This is a genomic window from Coprococcus eutactus (assembly GCF_001404675.1).
In the GTDB taxonomy this organism is placed as follows: Bacteria; Bacillota; Clostridia; order Lachnospirales; family Lachnospiraceae; genus Coprococcus; species Coprococcus aceti.
In genome coordinates this window covers 264,279-281,295 of record NZ_CYXU01000003.1, presented here as the reverse complement: position 1 = coordinate 281,295, position 17,017 = coordinate 264,279, and the positions used below count along the sequence as shown (strand labels likewise).

Below are 17,017 nucleotides of genomic sequence, written 5' to 3'. Positions count from 1 at the left end.
GGGCTTTATTTGTTGGTTTATATTTGTATGCAATATCAGTTTGCAGCACGTCTCTTCTCAACAAGCTTCTCTACAGGGGTTGTGAGATACATTATAGAGAGCATCAGCGTACAGCAGAACCAGATGATAGGCTCTGTGATGGTAACACCCAGATATCCAAGTCTTGGAGTGAGTATCATAACCGCAAGTACCTTTCCAACCAATTCTATAGTGGATGACATAACTGGAACGATCTTCCGGCCCATTCCCTGCATGGCACATCTCAGGACGAACAGAGGTCCAAGTACATAGAAGCATGTCACGCCGATCCTTACGTACCTTACAGCCGGATCGATGATTGCGCTGGCAGATGTACCTGCAACCAGTTTTATAAGTGTCGGACTGAGCAGCCAGCCGAATAGGATCATGACAGTGGTGATGATCGTGTTTATGATGATCGCAGCCCTCACACCCTGATGTACCCGGTCGTATCTGCCTGCGCCCATATTCTGGCTTACATATGTCGTCACGGCATTTCCTACTATATATAACATGAACATGAGGATATCAAATATCTTTCTTGCCGCTGTGTGGGCGGTTACTATATCAGTTCCGAGTCCATTGATGGCTCTCTGGAGTATGACCGTTCCGATGTTCACTATACAGCTCATAAATCCCATGGCAAGTGCGGACTGTATGAGGTCTGACCGGTCACTCTTCTCTACGGAGTATTCATCCTTCTCCGGAATCAGATGCTTGGCCTTCACAAGTATATAGATCAGGGCAAGTATGCCCGCCAGCGCCTGTGATATATCGGTGGCGATGGCTGCACCTCGTACTCCCATGTCAAATGCCCTTATAAACATAAGATCCAGAACGATATTGAGTACAACTGATATACCGAGGAATATAAGAGGTGTCTTGCTGTCTCCGACTGCACGCAGTATGTTGGCGCACAGATTATATAATGAACAGAATATGATTCCAACGATTATGATTATAACGTAGCTTGCTGCCATATCCAGTATGTCGTCTGGTGTTTTGAGAAGTACCAGGATAGGCCTTATAAATATTAGACTCAGAACGGTCAGGACAATGGATGCCAGCAGTGTCATGATGGCCGATGCACCGATACATCTTCTCATATTGTGATAGTCCTTTGCACCATAGTATTTGGCTATAGGAATGGCAAGTCCCATGGTTCCGCTGTTGAGGAAGCCTATTATCATATTCGAAATGACTGAGGTTGCGCCAACCGCGGCGAGTGCCTGTGAGCTTACGTAGTTGCCCACGATGGCTGAGTCTGTAAAACTGTATAACTGCTGTGCGATCTGTCCCAGTATCATAGGAACAGCAAATAACCATATGACTTTCATTGGCTTTCCGACTGTCAGATCTTTCATATATAATAAACCTCCTTAATTTTTTTCGCCTGATATTCGATTGTACAACAGTTCGCGATAAAGTCAATGTGGTTTTTGCTTAATTTTAAAGAAAAATGTTTTATTTTGTTATATAAAATGTTATGTTAAAGTGTAACGATTAAAAATGGCTTGATTGTGCATACTAACATTTGACATATATTATAGAAAGAAATGGAAAATATGGAAAAGAATAACAGACAAAAAAATAAGCGTAACAGGAAGAGACATGCGGAGCTCGAGAGAATTGCGTTATACGCAGTGGGCGTCATTCTGCTTGGACTGGTCATAGGCCTTGCTGTGAAAAACTACAGACTTAAGAGCAAACTGGATAATCATAATGAAAAGGACTCGGTTGCCACAGGAACATCGGCGGACAGTGATAATACGAATGGCGATGCCTCAGCAGCAACAACAGAAAAGGTTGCGGAACTCAAGGTTCAGGGAACTGTGGAATGTACGGACATAGCGGTTCCGGCGACTGAGCAGGAAGAGAATTATAATGGCGAGGATCTGGCGGACAATGGCTGTCCATACGCCATCAAGATAAACAGACAGGAAAATATAGTTACTATATACAAGCTGGACGCTGCTGGATATTACACTGTTCCGGTAAAGGCAATGCGCTGTTCGGTATCACCGGTGGGAGAGACTCCTGTCGGACTGTTCAACATACAGCTCAAGTGGGACTGGCTTGCACTGTTTGACAACTGTTATGGCCAGTATGTGTCACAGATAGATGGCGACACCCTGTTCCATTCCGTGCCTTATCTGGACACCACAAAGGATTCGCTTGAGACATGGGAATTCAACAAGCTTGGAACCGGGGCATCACTGGGATGCGTCAGACTGTGCGTTGCAGATACCAAATGGATATATGAGAACTGCGAGTCTGGAACATATGTTGATATATTTGACAGTGACTATTATGGCCCGCTGGGAAGACCTGTGCCGGTGACCAGACTGGATAACACTGATGAGACCGGATGGGATCCGACAGACATGGTTGAGGAGAATCCGACCGCAGGAACAGCCGTGATATACGGTGCGGAGAGCCACAGCATAAACCAGGGCGAGAACTATGACACAATGGCGGGAATATGGGCCTTCAATTCACAGCGTGAGGATGTAACGGATCAGTTGAAGGTTGAGGGAACCGTGGACAATATGAAGCTGGGAAAATATACAGTAAAGTACAGCTTTACAGATCAGGGCAGTGAGATATGTAAGAGTATCGAGATAACAGTGGAGGATGATGAAGCTCCTGTTATAACAAGGGTTCCTGTGGAGATAAAGCTGGAGAGTTACAATGGACAGGCTGATGAGCTTGCAGATCTTGTTGCATCTTATGTGAACGCACAGGATGGTGATACACTGATAAGGACAGGAGTGGCCACAGATGGCAATGGCAAGACTCTGGATGGACAAGCACTCACAAGTCTTGGACAGGACGTTATATGTGTGGCTGTTAACAAAATGGAGTCCAAGGCGGGCAGCTATACAGTTGTGTGCTGTGCGCAGGACAGCAGCGGCAACAGATCATCCTATCACACAGTCACAGTCACCGTTGAAAAGTAGAGGTGGATCATGGCAGACAGGAAAAGTACAATTTATGATCTCGAAGCAGAGAAGATAAAAGAAAAGATAATCATATTTGCCGCCGATACAGGTGGATATACACAGAAAGAGGTCTCCTTGGAGATTCAGGCATCCCTGGACGAGCTCACGGAGCTCATAGACACAGCCGGAGCCGAGGTCGTGGGACGGCTGGTGCAGAACAGGGACCGCATTGCAAATGACTTGTATCTGGGAAGAGGAAAGGTTGAGGAGCTCAGGGAGATGATATATGAGCTGGGCGCCACAGGAGTGTGCTGTGATGATGAGCTGTCACCGGCACAGTTGATGAACCTTCAGGACGCACTGGACATAAAGGTTATGGACAGGACAATGGTCATTCTCGATATATTTGCAGCACATGCTGGAAGCTACGAGGGCAAGCTGCAGGTGGAACTTGCACAGCTTAAGTTCAGAGCCACCAGACTCGTTGGTATGAGAGATTCATTGTCGAGACTTGGCGGTGGAATCGGAACGAGAGGACCGGGAGAGAAGAAGCTGGAGATAGACAGACGAGTCATAAGGGACAGGATCTCCAGACTGAAGGCGGAGCTCAGGAACGTTGAATCCCAGAGAAGCCAGCAGAGAAAGCAGAGACAGAGGAGCGCTGTGCCGGTTGTTGGCATAGTCGGATACACAAATGCGGGCAAGTCGACCCTGCTGAATGCACTCACGGGGGCAGGAGTATTACAGGAAGACAAATTATTTGCGACCCTTGATCCTACGACAAGAGGATACAAGCTGCCGGGGGGACAGAACATACTGCTCACCGATACGGTCGGTTTTATAAGGAAGCTGCCGCATCATCTGGTCGAGGCCTTTGGCTCCACTTTGGAGGAGGCAAAATACTGTGATGTCATCCTTCATGTTGTGGACGCATCGGATGAAAACTGGGATAAGAACATAGAGACAGTGTACGGCACATTAAAGCAGCTCAAGATAGATGAGAATTCGGGAAAACCTGTGATAACTGTATTCAACAAGATAGACAGAATATCAAAGGATGATCTGGTGGGTGTGCGCGATCTGAGAGCGGACAAGACTCTGTATATCTCGGCTGCCACGGGACAGGGACTCCCGGAGCTTGCCAATGCGATAGAGGAAATACTTAGAAATCAGAAGTCATATATAAGGCATACATTTGCATATTCTGAAGCAGGGCTCACAGGACTTATACACAAATACGGTGAGATCCAGACAGAGGAATATCTGGACGATGGCATATTTATAGAAGCTTATGTTCCAAAGTCAATACTTGGAAAACTTGGACTCAGTTTCGACGATGAAGCTGATTTTTAGTGCTAGCAATGTGGCGTATCAGGCGTTAACGTGCCATTTCACATTGCTTACATAATATGAAGAGATAATAAAAAATGTTTACATTTTATAAGTATTTGTGTAAATTTACAGAGGAAGGATAATGGTTATTCACACAGAAAGGGAGATATTATGAGTGATAATAACATGAATCAGATGCCGGACGGAATGAATCCTAACGGCGCCGATGGTCCACAGCCATCACAGAATCAGCAGGGTGATGCGGGTCAGCAGTATAGCGCAGACCAGCAGTATGCAGGACAGTATGGTCAGCAGCAGTACGGAGCAAACCAGCAGTATGCAGGACAGTACGGCCAGCAGCAGTACGGAGCAAACCAGCAGTACGCAGGACAGTACGGCCAGCAGCAGTATGGAGCAAACCAGCAGTACGCAGGACAGTACGGCCAGCAGCAGTATGGAGCAAACCAGCAGTACGCAGGACAGTACGGCCAGCAGCAGTATGGAGCAAACCAGCAGTACGCAGGACAGTACGGCCAGCAGCAGTATGGAGCAAACCAGCAGTACGCAGGACAGTATGGCCAGCAGCAGTACGATGCAAATCAGCAGTTTGCAGATCAGTACGGTCAGCAGATGAATGCACAGCAGAGTGTATATGATCAGACCGTGAACATGTATGGTGATCAGGCGCACAAGCCTGAGTCTCCAAAGAAGAGAAAGGGTATCAAGATAGCCATAATAGCAGTTGTGGCAGCGCTTGTTATCATAGCAGCATTTGTTGTTGTATTCTTCGTGTTCATCAAGAAGAGTCCTAAGGATGCGGTTAAGGACGCGATGGAGAACACAGCAAAGGAACTTGAGAACAATAATATTGTGGGTATCGTCGGAGCAGATGACATAGATGTCGACAAGCTGGACGTTCAGTCAGATTTTACCATCGACAAGGTTGCCGGAGATGGTAAGCTCGACGGTTCAACATTTACATTTGACGCAAGCACAGCCAAGAGCGACGGACAGAACAGCTTCAAGCTTGATTCTTCCATGACACTGGCAGGCGAGACAGTCAGTGCGGATGTTGTAATGATCGGTCAGACGCTCTATATGTCATGTCCTGATCTCTTTACCAAGACATTTTCATTTGACATGAACAGTGTTATGGCAGAGCTCGACAGCAAGGATGCGGGAGCCGGCGGTTCAGTTGACAGCGAGGCTCTTCAGAAGATCATAGATGAGGATCTCAAGCCGGCTGCAGATAAGCTTGCAGAGTCCATAACATATGAGAAGGTCGGCAAGGATGAGTTTACAAATGCAAATGGCAAGACTATCAAGGCAGACCACTACACAGTGACAATCACAACAGACGCTATAGATGAGTTCTCACAGGCACTGGTTGACTGTCTGAACAAGTACATGGACAGCAATCTGTCAGATGATATGATGGATCAGATGGGTGTTACAAAGGATCAGCTCAAGCAGTCCATCGGCACTATTCCATCTCTGGTCAGCGCAGTAATGACAAAGGATGCCGTTGCAAATGTATACGTAGAAAACGACAAGGTGATCCGTGTTGACTGGGATTATGATCTTGCAGCAGCAGGCGTTAAGATTTCATTCACAGCAGATTACATGGGTGACGGAAATGTCACATCAGATGCTGTAACAAAGATAGCACTTACATACGGTTCAGATGTAAATATAGAGCTCAAGAGTGAGTCAAAGACTGACACATCAGGAGATAAGATATCAACTGACAAGAAGTACACATTATCAGCAATGAGCGGCGGAGAGAGCCAGGAGTTCACAGGAAATGTGACATCAGACTATGACAAGAACAGCGGTAAGATGAGTGGAAGCATATCTGTTGATGTACAGGGTGAGACTGCTCAGGCTGCATTTGAGGGTGTCCTTGCAGATGTCAAGAAGGGCGAGTCATTCAGCATAAACGATGCAAAGCTCACAGTTACAGTATCAGGCGAGGATGTTCTTCAGTGCTCAGGAAATCTCAAGGTAGCAGAGAAGGACAACAAGATAGAGGCTCCTGCAGCAGGAGATGTGGTTGATTACTCAGTTCTCAACAGTGATGATGTAGATCAGTACATCAACATGGATAAGATGGAAAAGATCGTATCAGCATGGAGCGAGATATTTGACTCAGTAAGTGTTGACAGCAGACTTGACGGAAAGTTCGGCACCGACTCAAAGGATACTGAGGAGGAAGAGCCTGAGACAACAGAGGCAGCTACAACAGAGAAAGCAACCACAGAGAAGTCAAATGACAGCACAGAGGAGGAAGACCTTTCAAAGGTTACATTAAGCCTTGGCGATAAGTCAGTAAAGATCAATGATCCAAAGGGATACGAGAGAAGCTATGCTTCAGAGTATACCATATCTTATAATGATGAGAAGGGCGATGTATATGCAAGCTATTCTACATATACACACTATTCAGCAAGTGATCTTGTGAAGAACATGAAGGATACTTACACAGAGTATTACAACGATGAGAACTCCAAGGTCAACGAGATGACAGATGGCACAGTGAAGGCAAAGGACGGCACAGAGGTAACATATCTTGTGATACAGCTCACATCATATGATATGGACAGAACAGAGGTGCTGTTGGTATATCCTACAGGCGAGGATGTAGTTACATGTTCTATCAGCTACTGGGATAAGGTCGACAAGGTTGACGCACAGAAGCTGTGTGAGACATTCATGGATGCAATTGAGATAAAGTAATAGCTGTACAGCGTGCAGGGAAAATGTGAAAAAGGCAGGAGGCAGTGATGAAGGTCGTTAATGTGAAGAATGTGGCGATAGGAGAGGGAATGACTAAGATCTGTGTACCTCTGGTAGCTCCGACGGATTATGATGTGGACTATCAGTCGAGGATCATAGCGAAGTCGGAACCGGACATGGTAGAATTCAGAGCGGATATGTACGAACAGTGCTTTGACAGAGAGGCACTTATGAAGACTCTGGCGAAGATCCATGATAAGCTGGGGCAGTTCCCTATTATATTTACATTCCGAACAAAGGGCGAGGGAGGTTGTATGGAGGTGACTCTCAGCCAGTACCGCGACCTTCTCATGGATGCCATAGACAGTGGGTACATAGATATAGTGGATGTTGAATATTTCTCCGACATGGAGATCGTGGATGAGGTCATAGCGGAGGCTCATTCCAAGGGTGTGTATGTCATAGTGTCAAATCACGATTTCAAGACTACCATACCGATGGAGCAGATCGTTGACAGATTCAAGTCCATCATATTCACAGGTGCAGATATAGCCAAGATAGCCATGATGCCTGAGGAGGGCTCACAGGTCGTTGACATGATGCAGGCGGCAAAGGAGCTTCAGGAGTGTGGAAATCAGACTCCGCTCATAGTTATATCCATGGGCGAGCTCGGCGTGGAGACGAGAACCACAGGCGAGATGTATGGCAATACAGTATCATTTGCCACGGCGGGTATTCCGTCGGCACCAGGGCAGATATCGGTTGACGCTCTCAGAAGTCAGCTCACAATGATACACCACATCATAGCAGGAAAATAACATTGAGTATACGTATATGATCATATTATGCTGGAAGTCACGGTAAGTACTGGGACTTCCAGTTTTTTATGCCCTATTCTCCACTTCGTAGAAGGGGTCAGGTACCTCCGTCCCCACTTTCGTTTTTTGAGAAAATCTAGTGTGTGGCTTGTTGGGCAGATATGTGTTATTATGACATAAATGTTCCGGGCGGCGAGTGCGGCAGACGGAGAAGGTTAAGGAGATAAGAATATAATGGAAGAAAAGATACACAAGAGGAGAGTCCACTACAGTGGCACTCATCCGAAGAGGTTTGAGGAGAAATACAAGGAGCATGATCCGGAGAAATATGCCGATACTATAGAGAAGGTCATAAGCAAGGGAAGTACTCCGGCGGGAATGCACATTTCAATATGTGTAAATGAGATACTGGATTTCCTGCAGATACAGCCGGGACAGCAGGGGCTTGATGCGACGCTTGGCTACGGCGGACACACAAGGCGCATGCTTGAGAAGCTTCAGGGAAAAGGGCATATGTATGCACTGGACGTTGATCCGATAGAGATAGTGAAGACGAAGCAGAGACTGGCGGATGCCGGTTATGGAGAGGACATACTCACGATAAAGCAGACAAATTTCAGGAACATAGACCAGGTGGCGGAAGAAGCAGGAGGCTTTGATTTTATTCTGGCGGATCTGGGTGTGTCATCAATGCAGATCGATAACCCGGACAGGGGATTTACCTACAAATTTGATGGACCACTTGATCTGAGACTCGACCCGGAGAAGGGTGAGTCGGCGGCGGAACGCCTGAGAGAGGTATCATACGAGGAGCTTGTGGGAATGTTCCAGGAGAACTCGGATGAGCCATACGCTGAGGAAATAGCCACGGTCATCATGAAGAGAAACCGCACTAAGAATTATGTGGAGACCACCACGCAGATGAAGGAAGTTATTGAAGAGGCTCTCTCATTTGTGCCAGAGAACGAGCGGAAAGAGACTGTGAAGAAATCCTGTCAGAGGTGTTTTCAGGCTCTGAGAATAGATGTGAACAGTGAGTTTGAGGTTCTGTATGATTTCCTTGACAAGCTGCCGGATGCGCTCAGACCAGGTGGCAGAGTTGCCATACTTACGTTCCATTCCGGAGAGGACCGGCTTGTGAAGAGGGCGTTCAAGGCTGGGGCAAAGGCTGGTGTTTACAGCGAAGTCAGCAAGGATGTCATCAGACCGTCAGCGGAGGAGTGCGCCCGCAATCCGAGGGCAAGATCGACGAAGATGAGATGGGCTGTAAAAACAGAATAAAGGACACAGAAAGGCGACATCGTCTGTATATCATGTTAATATGATGACAGGGGATGTCGCCTTTTGGACATATGTTTCAGATGTTTTGTGGCTGGACGAATGAGAAGGGACGATGTTTATTTTAGGACGGAGGTACAGAGATGGGATACAAGGTTCTTCTGGTGGAGGATGACCACGACATAAGGGAGGCTGTGGCTGACTATTTCACAGGAGTTGAGGCAAGTGAGATGAATGTGAGCTGCGCCTGTGATGGCATACAGGCAGAGGAAATGCTCTATGAGGATCAGTATGATCTTTTTTCGGTGTTGATAAGCTCCCAGTAAATGCGTAACAGGCATATAGAGGATAGTAAAAATGTCCAGGATAATTTAGGCAGAACATTTATAGAAATCATAATAAAATTTTCATATATAATACAAAAATATTCATATTTTTTTGATGTAATCGGTATGATATACTTCAAAATGTAGTGATAACTTGCATATATAAAAAGAAAACATCGTAAGGATAATTTTAAGAGAGGTATCAATATGGGAGATTATAAGGCAGCAGAGAATAGATATAAGAATGTTGAGGGAACAGGATTTTACAGACATTGCGGCAAGAGTGGTCTTATGATGCCGCCTCTGGCACTTGGACTCTGGCACAACTTTGGAACAAATGACGATTACGAGAATATGAAGAAGATGTGCTTTACCGCATTTGACAACGGAATAACACATTTTGATATAGCAAACAACTATGGCCCGGTGTACGGAAGTGCAGAGGAGAACTTTGGAAAGATACTCAGAGAGGAACTGGGTGCGTACAGGGATGAGCTGATAATCAGCACTAAGGCCGGATTCGATATGTGGGAAGGCCCTTACGGCAACTGGGGCAGCAGAAAATATCTCATAGCAAGTCTTGACCAGAGCCTTAAAAGACTTGGCATCCCATATGTGGATATATTCTATCATCACAGAATGGATCCGAACACTCCACTCGAGGAGACCATGGGAGCATTGGCGCAGATAGTGAAGAGTGGAAAGGCACTTTATGTCGGACTCTCCAACTATGACGGACCTACCATGGCAAAGGCGGAGCGCATACTTGATGAGCTTCATGTGCCATTTGTGATAAATCAGAACAGATACAGCATACTGGACAGATCTGTCGAGAACAATGGGCTTCTGAAGCAGACATACGCATCAGGCAAGGGACTCATATGCTTCTCGCCTCTGGCACAGGGAATGCTGACAGACAGATATCTGAAGGATATGCCGGCGGACAGCAGGGCAGTGAAGGACGGAAGATTCCTTCATGAGGATCAGGTGCTTGAAACTAGACCTCTCCTCAACCAGTTAAATGAGATCGCAGCCGGATATGATATGAAGCTATCAGAGCTTGCCATCGCATGGCTGCTGAACAAGCCGGAGGTCACAACAGTGCTGATCGGTGCTTCAAAGCCTGAGCAGATCATCAGCAATCTCAAGGCTGTTGAAAAGCAGGCACATACAGTCATGACCGATGACGAATTACAGAAGATCGAGGATGCCGTTGCAGCATTTGAAAGATCATAAAATAGGCAAAACTTTTTTTATACCCCCTCGCAGGAGAAGCCGGATAGAGCTTCTCCTGTTTTTTATATCTGTGCAGACGTTGGGAGAAGTCTGTGCTGTTACAAATACATAAAAGTATGGTATTATATCACACAGAATCTATGTTACGGAGAAAAACTGGTGAAGGAATATATAAATGAAGCACTTGAAAAATATATAGAGAAGGGTACATACCCGTGGCACATGCCTGGGCACAAGAGACAGCCGATAGAAGCCGTCCAAAATGTTGATAACATTTCAAAATCCCGGGAAAACTTCTGGAACGGGGTGTATGCACATGATTTCACTGAGGCTAAAGATCTTGATGACATGCATGAGCCGGAGATGTTCATAGCGGATAGTATTGCCGAGATGAAGAAGGTGTATGGAACATTTGCAACATATATGCTGGTGAACGGTTCCACATCCGGACTTATGACAGCTATACACGCCACCTGTCACAGGGGAGACGTGATACTTGCGGCAAGAAACTGCCATAAGGCGGTGTACAACGCTATCTGTATGTTGGAGCTTGAGCCCGAGTATATAGTGCCGGATTATGTGAGTATGAGCTGGCCTGACGGTGTGGGTCAGAATGAAGTCGGAGCAATATCGAATGGAATGTCAGATGATGGAGAAGATGACTGCGAAATATCGGAAATGATGGCTCCAGGCGATGAAGATGATCGTGAAATGTCAGAGAGGACAGACATACTGGGTGACATATCACCGGATAAGTTGGAGCTTGCTCTTAAGGAATTGGTAGCAGATGGCAGAAAGCCAAGAGCGGTGATAATCACATCGCCGACATATGAGGGTGTCATATCTGATATAAGGACCATAGCCGGGATAGTACACAGGTATGGAATATATCTCATTGTGGACGAGGCACAGGGAGCACATCTGAACTTCATGGAAGGACATGAGACCGCCATGCAGCAGGGCGCGGATATTGTCATCGAGAGCCTGCACAAGACCATGCCGGCACTCACACAGACATCACTTCTTCATGTGATGAATCCTGAGCTTGATGAGAGGGTTAGAAGATATCTGCAGATATTCCAGACATCTTCGCCTTCATATATATTTATGCAGAGCATGGAGAAGGCAGTTGCATTTGGCGCAAATAACAGAGATGGATTTGCCAGGTATGGGCGGAGGCTTGAGGCATTTGCCGGGAAATGTGATGGGCTCAGAAATATACGGCTGTTCAGACCTGATGCTTCCTCAGTGAAAAATGATGAGATCTGTAATGCGTGTAAAGTGTTCGACCGTGATGAGGGCAGGCTGGTATTTGTCGTGAGACCGGGAACTGTAGACGAGTCGGGACAGAAATTTACAGGGGTTATGCTTGCTGAAATTCTGGCGGACAGGTATGGGTTGATTGTTGAGATGGCATCGGTGAGTTATGTCATTTGTATATCATCTGTTGTGGACAGTGCAGACAGTTATGATATACTATTTAATGCGGTGGCTGAGATAGACGGGAACCTTGGCTATGAGCCGGATAAAACAGACCGGCAGGAGCTGGATATCATATCCGGCAGAAGGTCAGCTATGCCGCCGGGAACCGCGTGGGACAGACCAGTGGAGAGCGTGCCGATTGAGGGTGCGGCTGGAAAGGTGTCGGGGGCATTTGTATATGCATATCCGCCGGGAATACCTGTGCTGGCGCCGGGAGAGGTCGTTGACCGGCAGGCGGTGAACGGAATAAAGTCCATGATAGACAGCGGACTTAATGTGGCAGGAGTCAATGACGGTTATATCAAAGTGCTGTGCGGAGAATGATATGTAGCATTATGATCTGGAAGGTTTGATAAGAATCACAATATAAATATGAAAGGTGTACATGTGCAGGAACAGCATATGGCAGGGTTAGGATATGAAAGGAATATTTATAACTATAGAGGGCCCGGACGGAGCGGGCAAGACCACACAGAGGGAGCTGCTTAAGGAATATCTGGAGAAGAAAGGCTATGACGTGCTGATAACCAGAGATCCGGGGGGAAATCCCATAAGTGAGGCGATCCGCGAGGTTATATTGAACAAGGATTTTACAGAGATGGGATATATGACTGAGCTGCTTCTGTATGCTTCGGCGAGAGCCCAGCTTGTGAAAGAGAATATCAAGCCTGCACTGGATGCCGGTCAGGCGGTGATTGCAGACAGATTTGTGGACTCATCCGCTGTGTATCAGGGAATCGGAAGAGGACTCGGAGTTGACACGGTGTATAAGGTAAATGAATTTGCACTTCAGGGAATCATGCCGGATATGACATTCCTCATGGATCTTGACGCCCAGGAGGGAATATCCAGAAAGAAGAACCAGGCTGAACTTGACAGAATGGAGAATGAAAAAATGGAGTTCCATCAGAAGGTCGTGGATGGATACCGCATGCTTGCGGATATGCACACTGAGAGAATAGTGAAGATAGACGCTACTTTACCTATTGATGAGATTCATGGTATAATAGTAGGGTATGTAGAGAAGAAACTTAATCTTTAATATATTTTGATTTTGGAGAAGGTCAGAATAGACATACAGAAAAAATTAATTGTAAGGGGGTTGGTATATATGATAGATTTCACAGACATAATCGGACATGAGGACATAATACGCCACTTCAAGAGCAGCATTGAGCTGGGTAAGATATCCCAGGGCTACATCATCAATGGCGAGACAGGAAGTGGAAAAAAGACCCTTACCAGGGCGTTGGTCAAGACTCTCCAGTGTGAGGAGGGCGGTACAGAGCCATGTAATCATTGTAAGTCATGTCTTCAGTGTGAGACGGGAAATCAGCCTGATATCGTGTGGGTGACCCACGACAAGCCAAATGTGATCTCGGTTGAAGAGATACGTGATCAGGTGAATTCTGATATTGATATCAAGCCTTATAGCAGCAGATATAAGATATATGTTATAGAGGATGCACAGCTTCTGAATGTGAATGCACAGAACGCTTTGTTAAAGACAATCGAGGAAGCTCCGTCCTATGCAATAATCATACTGCTCACCAACAATCTTGATAAGATGCTTCAGACTATACAGTCCAGATGTATAGTGCTGAATGTGAAGCCTGTCAGGGAACATGATATACTTGATTATCTCATGAATGAGCTGAAGCTGGACAAGCAGAAGGCTGACTTCTGTATGGATTTTGCCCAGGGCAATCTGGGAAAGGCCATCAGGCTTGCAACTAGTGATGAGTACAAGGAGATCAAGGAAAATGTGGTGAAGTTCATGAGACATATAAGTGATATGTCGGTTGATGACATGATATTTGCCATTAAGAATATGGAGCTGTACAAGCTCAAGGTAAGTGACTACATCGATTTGATGATGATGTGGTACAGGGACATTCTTATGCTTAAGGTGTCCAATAACCCGGGCCGGTTGATGTTCAAGGAGTATTATTCTGATATAAGAAAGCAGTCCTCACACATCAGCTATGAGGGTATAGAAAAGGTACTCAAGTCTATGGACAAGGCCAAGGTCAGACTTGAGGCGAATGTCAGCTTTGACATTGTCATGGAGCTTATGCTCCTAACCATGAAGGAGAATTGTTAATGAAAGAGATTATAGGAGTTCGTTTCAGACCAAACGGTAAGATATATTATTTTGATCCACAGAACTTTGAGGTCGAGGCCGGCAGTTTTGTCATTGTCGAGACCGCAAGGGGTGTGGAGTACGGCAAAGTGGTTCTGGGAAGACGAGAGGTAGAAGAGGGCAAGATAACGGCGTCACTCAAGCCGATCATAAGAATTGCCACAGAGGATGACACCAGAAGATACGAGGATAACAAGAAGAAGAGCAAGAGAGCATTTGGCATATGTCTTGAGAAGATCGCAAAGCATAAGCTGGACATGAAGCTCATCGAGGCTGAGTATACATTTGACAACAATAAGGTGCTGTTCTACTTCACAGCAGACAGGAGAATCGATTTCCGAGAGCTAGTAAAGGATCTGGCATCTGTGTTCAAGACAAGAATAGAGCTCAGACAGATCGGTGTCCGCGATGAGACCAAGATGGTTGGCGGAATCGGCATATGTGGAAGGGAGCTCTGCTGTAACAAGCATTTGTCGGAGTTTGTTCCAGTATCAATCAAGATGGCAAAGGAGCAGAACCTGTCACTGAATCCTACTAAGATATCCGGTGTGTGCGGAAGACTTATGTGCTGTCTGAAGCATGAGCAGGACACTTACGAGTATCTGAATGAGAAGCTTCCGAATGTAGGAGATTTCGTCAGGACCATAGATGGCAACAAGGGCGAGGTCATGTCAGTGAACGTTCTCCGACAGAAGGTTAAGATCGTGGTGACAGACAAGGATGACAACAAGGAAGTTATGGAGTATCCTGTGGCTGAACTCAAGTTCAAGCCTAAGAGAAGAAAGAATTCAGAAAGACTCAGTGCTGAGGAGTACAAGGCACTTGAGGCATTGGAGGACAAGGGTGGAAAGTCCAAATTTGACGATTAGACCGGAAGTGGTTATAAAATCCTGTGAGAGGATAGATGACCTGCAGTGCAAGGGTTATCAGATCATACAGAACAGCGGAATGTTCTGCTTTGGGATGGATGCTGTGCTGCTGGCAAACTATGTGAGATTTAAGCGCGGTGGCAGATATCTGGATCTCGGAACGGGAACAGGTATCATACCTATACTTCTTGCTGCAAAGGAGTATGGGGAAGGCGCTCTTACCCGTGAAGAGAGACTTGCTGGTTTGAATGCTGATGCTTGTAGATCCTCACATGATTGTATTGCCGTAGATGGAGTTACTAATTCGGATGCAGGGGTGAATCAGCAGCCTAGCGGTAAAATGGCAGATGGAGCACGGTTTATAGGCATAGAGCTTCAGTCTGCATGTGCGGACATGGCGGCAAGGAGCGTGAGCCTCAATGGGCTTGACGGTTTAGTGCGAATAGATAACGGAGATATAAAGGAGGTCTCTTGTAACTACAAGAAGGCCTCCTTTGACATAGTGACCTCAAATCCGCCATACATAAAGGGCAGTCACGGTCTGGAGAATCCGGATGCACCTAAGAACATAGCGAGACATGAGGTACATGTGACATTGAATCAGGTGGTGGCGGCGGCAGAGTATGCCCTTAAACCCGGCGGAAGCTTCTATATGATACACAAGCCGTTCAGGCTTGCTGAGATATTTGAATGTCTGCATGAGCACAGGCTTGAGCCGAAGAGGATGCAGCTCGTACACCCATACATAGATAAGGAGCCGAACATGGTGATAGTTGAGGCTGTGAAGGGTGGCAATTCCATGATCAAGATCGATCCGCCTATGATAGTCTACAAGGCTCCGGGAGTGTATACGGAGCAGCTGCTGGCGACGTATGAAGGCAGTGCAAAGCGGTAACAGGCAACGGCTGCAGCATGAAAGTGAAAAATGTTGTAAACACCCTAATGTACATATTACAGATAGTGAGGTTTATATATGGCAGGCAAATTATATCTGGTGGCGACACCTATAGGTAATCTTGAGGATATGACATACAGGGCTGTCAGGGTTCTTGAAGAGGTGGATGTGATAGCGGCTGAGGATACAAGAAACAGTATCAAGCTGCTCAATCATTTCGAGATCAAGACTCCGATGACAAGCTATCATGAATACAACAAATACGATAAGGCGAAGGTTCTCGTTGAGAAAATGCAGCAGGGACAGAACGTGGCAGTCATAACAGATGCAGGAACTCCGGGAATATCTGATCCCGGGGAGGAGCTTGTGAGACAGGCTCTTGCCGCAGAGCTTGAGGTTACACCGGTGCCGGGGGCGTGTGCATGTATATCGGCGCTCATCAGCTCAGGACTTTCGACCAGAAGATTTGCATTTGAGGCGTTTCTGCCGTATGACAAGAAGGATAGAACAAGAGTGCTTGAGGAGATGAAGCGAGAGACGAGGACTATGGTGATGTATGAGGCTCCACACAAGCTGAAGAAGACTTTGGCGGAACTCATGGAGGCTCTCGGTGACAGGCATATAACACTTGCCAGAGAGATCACCAAGAAACATGAAACCATAGAGCCTATGATGCTCTCTCAGGCGATAGCTCGTTACGAGGGGGAAGATCCGAGAGGAGAATTCGTCATAGTGATAGAAGGGCTTGATGTGAAGAAGCTTGAGGAAGAGAAGAAGAGCTCGTTCGAGGCTATGTCCGTGGAGGAACATGTCCAGACGTACGTTGATCAGGGTATGTCCAAGAAGGATGCGATCAAGCAGGCAGCTGTAGACCGCGGAGTCCCTAAGAGGGATGTGTATAATGCGGTGATGAAATAGAAAACGGAGGTAGATTGGTGTCAG

At 46.4% G+C, this 17,017-nt stretch carries 14 protein-coding genes; 13 read left to right on the top strand and 1 reads right to left on the bottom strand.

Annotation, left to right across the window (positions count from 1 at the left end; genetic code table 11):
• Positions 1-35 precede the first annotated feature (35 nt).
• Entirely contained in the window at positions 36-1,382 is a 1,347-nt protein-coding gene (locus tag ARA78_RS08315; protein ID WP_055280347.1) for an MATE family efflux transporter, read from the bottom strand.
• 201 nt (positions 1,383-1,583) lie between these two features.
• Between ARA78_RS08315 and ARA78_RS08310 the strand changes: the two genes are divergently transcribed.
• From ARA78_RS08310 to rsmI, 13 genes are all read left to right on the top strand, one after another.
• The gene (locus tag ARA78_RS08310; RefSeq protein WP_055271990.1) at positions 1,584-2,978 is read left to right on the top strand and encodes a L,D-transpeptidase family protein; all 1,395 of its coding nucleotides are present in this window, start codon (positions 1,584-1,586) and stop codon (positions 2,976-2,978) included.
• Positions 2,979-2,987: 9 nt separating this feature from the next.
• A complete protein-coding gene (hflX, locus tag ARA78_RS08305; protein ID WP_015534373.1) occupies positions 2,988-4,313 on the top strand; it encodes a GTPase HflX in 1,326 nt (441 codons plus the stop codon).
• A gap of 150 nt (positions 4,314-4,463) precedes the next feature.
• Complete coding sequence (locus ARA78_RS14100) at positions 4,464-7,028, top strand: hypothetical protein (protein ID WP_055280346.1); 2,565 nt, start codon at positions 4,464-4,466, stop codon at positions 7,026-7,028.
• Positions 7,029-7,075: 47 nt separating this feature from the next.
• Complete coding sequence (aroD, locus tag ARA78_RS08295) at positions 7,076-7,846, top strand: type I 3-dehydroquinate dehydratase (RefSeq protein ID WP_055280345.1); 771 nt, start codon at positions 7,076-7,078, stop codon at positions 7,844-7,846.
• Positions 7,847-8,080: 234 nt separating this feature from the next.
• Positions 8,081-9,127, top strand: a complete 1,047-nt coding sequence (rsmH, locus tag ARA78_RS08290; RefSeq protein ID WP_055280344.1) for a 16S rRNA (cytosine(1402)-N(4))-methyltransferase RsmH — start codon at positions 8,081-8,083, stop codon at positions 9,125-9,127.
• A 140-nt stretch (positions 9,128-9,267) separates the two neighbouring features.
• Entirely contained in the window at positions 9,268-9,450 is a 183-nt protein-coding gene (locus tag ARA78_RS08285; protein WP_055271987.1) for a response regulator transcription factor, read from the top strand.
• Positions 9,451-9,657: 207 nt separating this feature from the next.
• Positions 9,658-10,686 (top strand): aldo/keto reductase, encoded by a 1,029-nt coding sequence (locus ARA78_RS08280; protein WP_022217435.1) that lies wholly within the window; start codon positions 9,658-9,660, stop codon positions 10,684-10,686.
• Positions 10,687-10,845: 159 nt separating this feature from the next.
• Positions 10,846-12,492, top strand: coding sequence for an aminotransferase class I/II-fold pyridoxal phosphate-dependent enzyme (locus ARA78_RS08275; protein WP_055280343.1), 1,647 nt, complete (start codon positions 10,846-10,848; stop codon positions 12,490-12,492).
• A gap of 94 nt (positions 12,493-12,586) precedes the next feature.
• Positions 12,587-13,210: a dTMP kinase gene (gene tmk / locus ARA78_RS08270; protein WP_055146089.1), complete on the top strand. Its 624-nt coding sequence runs from the start codon at positions 12,587-12,589 to the stop codon at positions 13,208-13,210.
• A 69-nt stretch (positions 13,211-13,279) separates the two neighbouring features.
• A complete protein-coding gene (locus tag ARA78_RS08265; RefSeq protein ID WP_015534369.1) occupies positions 13,280-14,272 on the top strand; it encodes an ATP-binding protein in 993 nt (330 codons plus the stop codon).
• Positions 14,272-15,180 (top strand): PSP1 domain-containing protein, encoded by a 909-nt coding sequence (locus ARA78_RS08260; protein ID WP_015534368.1) that lies wholly within the window; start codon positions 14,272-14,274, stop codon positions 15,178-15,180. Before ARA78_RS08265 ends, ARA78_RS08260 begins: the two co-directional genes overlap by 1 nt.
• Complete coding sequence (locus tag ARA78_RS08255) at positions 15,155-16,075, top strand: tRNA1(Val) (adenine(37)-N6)-methyltransferase (protein ID WP_055280342.1); 921 nt, start codon at positions 15,155-15,157, stop codon at positions 16,073-16,075. Before ARA78_RS08260 ends, ARA78_RS08255 begins: the two co-directional genes overlap by 26 nt.
• A 78-nt stretch (positions 16,076-16,153) precedes the next feature.
• Positions 16,154-16,993 carry a 16S rRNA (cytidine(1402)-2'-O)-methyltransferase gene (gene rsmI, locus ARA78_RS08250; protein WP_055280341.1) on the top strand — a complete coding sequence of 280 codons (840 nt, stop codon included), beginning with the start codon at positions 16,154-16,156 and terminating at the stop codon, positions 16,991-16,993.
• Positions 16,994-17,017 lie beyond the last annotated feature (24 nt).